The 2,448-nt window shown below is 70.8% G+C and carries 1 protein-coding gene; it reads left to right on the forward strand.

Annotated elements, in window-relative coordinates:
• Window positions 1-64: 64 nt before the first annotated feature.
• Window positions 65-2,448 (forward strand): non-ribosomal peptide synthetase (locus ACWDEW_RS48760; RefSeq protein WP_450522823.1); only part of this gene is annotated, 2,384 nt, incomplete at its 3' end.

Here is a 2,448-nt window from a genome sequence, read left to right on the forward strand (position 1 = left end):
GCTTGGGGTGCTTCAGGCGCGGCAGTCGGCGTTGCTGGACCATCAGCATGTCGGGTTGAGCGAGGTGCAGCGGGCCGCCGGCCCCGGCGCGACCTTCGACACACTCCTGGCCTTCGAGAACTACCCGGGCGACCTGGACGCCCAGCCCCTCGGCGACGGTCTCACCATCACGGCCACCGAGCTCCGCGAGTCGACCAACTTCGCGCTGGCGCTGGGGGTCACCCCGGCCCCGGCCGACGGCCTCTCGATCCGTCTCGACTACCGCTCCGACGTGTTCAGGCGCCGGAGCGCCCTGCGGATGTCTCGCCGTCTGGTCCGGGTGCTGGAGCAGATCGCGGCCGATCCGCAACTGCGGCTCAGCGACATCGAGTTGTTGGACGAGTCCGAGCGGACCGCGGTGGTGGAGGAGTGGAACGCCACCGCCCGTCCGGCAGAGCCCGGCACGGTGTTGGAGCGGTTCCGTGGGTGGGCGGTGCGGACACCGGATTCGGCGGCGTTGTGGTTCCGGCAACAGGCACTGTCGTACGCCGAGTTGGATGCGCGCTCGGATGCGCTGGCGCGGGGGCTGATTGCCCGTGGGGTGGGGCGTGAGTCGCGGGTGGGTCTGTGTCTGTCGCGCGGCGCCGAGATGGTCGTGGCCATGCTGGCGGTGTGGAAGGCCGGTGGCGCGTACGTCCCATTGGATCCGGAGTACCCGTCCGACCGGCTGGCGTTCATGGCGGCGGACAGCGGCGCCGAACTGGTGCTGGTGACACCCGAGACGGCGGATCGGCTTGCGGAAGGAGTCGACACGGTCCGGCTCGACGAGTTGGAGACCGAGTTCGGCGAGGGGCCGGACAGCGCGGTGGATCCGGGCCAACTGGCGTACGTCATCTATACGTCGGGGTCGACGGGGCGTCCGAAGGGCGTGGCCGTGGCGCATGCCTCCGTGGCGAATCTGGCGTCGGCCATGCGACCGGTGCTCGGTGTGGATGCCGGGGTGGCGGTGCTGCAGTTCGCGTCGTTCAGTTTCGATGCGGCGGTGCTGGACGTGGCGGTGACGCTGGCCGCTGGGGGCACGTTGGCGATCGCCTCGGCGGAGGAGCGGCAGGACGGAGCTGCTCTGGCGGCCATGGTCGAGGCTGCCGGGGTTGAGGTGGCGAGTGTGGTGCCCTCGTTGCTGGGAGTGCTGGAGCCGGATTCGGTTCCAGGGGTGGGGAATTGGGTGCTGGGCGCGGAGCGGCTGGAGGCCGGTCTGGCCGCGAAGTGGCGTGCGGGCGCCCGTGTTTGGAACACGTACGGGCCCACCGAGGCCACCGTCATCACCACAGCGGTCCTGCTGGAGGAAGGCATCACCGGCGAGGATGCCCCGCCGGCCATCGGCCGCCCGCTGCCCAACGTCCGTACCTACGTGCTGGACGGGTTCCTCCGACCTGTCCCCGACGCCGTCACGGGTGACCTCTACGTTGCCGGCTCCGGTCTGGCTCGCGGTTACATCAATCGGCCCGACCTGACGGCCGAGCGGTTCGTGGCCTGCCCCTTCGATGACGGCGAGCGGATGTATCGGACGGGGGACCTGGCTCGTTGGACCGCCGACGGGCAGCTGGAGTTCGTGGGGCGTGCGGACGCGCAGGTGAAGATCCGCGGGTTCCGCGTGGAGCTCGGTGAGGTCGAGACCGTCCTCGCGGGTCATCCGCTGGTCGAGCGGGCTGCCGTGGTGGCCCGTGACGGTCGGCTGGTCGGATACGTCCTCGGTGACGTGGAGGCCGAGGCGCTGCGGGAGTTGGCCGCGACCCGTCTGCCGGAGTACATGGTCCCGTCGGTGGTCGTCGTCCTCGACGCGTTCCCGCTGACCGCCAACGGGAAGATCGACCGGTCCGCCCTGCCTGCCCCCGACCTCGCGTCCGCCGATACGCGTGCCCCGTCGACCGAGGCCGAGGAGGTGTTCTGCGCCCTGTTCGCCGAGGTGTTGGGGCTGGAGGAGGCCGGGGTCGGGGACAGCTTCTTCGCGCTGGGCGGCGACTCGATCATGTCGATGCAACTCGCGTCCCGGGCCCGTGCCGCGGGCTGGACCGTGTCGCCCCGCCAGATCTTCGAGGAGAAGACGCCTGAGCGGCTGGCGCGGGTGGCTGTCGCCTCGTCCGGCACGGGGAGCGCACGGCGCTCGGACACGGGTGTCGGTGAGGTGCCGCTGACGCCGGTGATGCGCGAACTGCTGGACCGGGTCGGCCCGGAGTGGGTCGGCCGGATCGTCCAGCCGGGTGTGCTGACGGTGCCCCCGGGGCTGGATCGCGAGGCGCTCGTCGATGCCGTGCAGGCCGTGATGGAGCGTCATGAGGTGTTGCGGGCGCGGTTGTTGGTGGAGTCCGGGGTGTTGGTGGTGGCGGAAAGCCTCGTGATGTCGGTTGACGAGCTGGTGGCTCGGGTGGATGTGGTCGGGGTGGATCCGGCTGCGGTGGTGGGGGAGCA

Source organism: Streptomyces sp. NPDC001100, assembly GCF_053598575.1.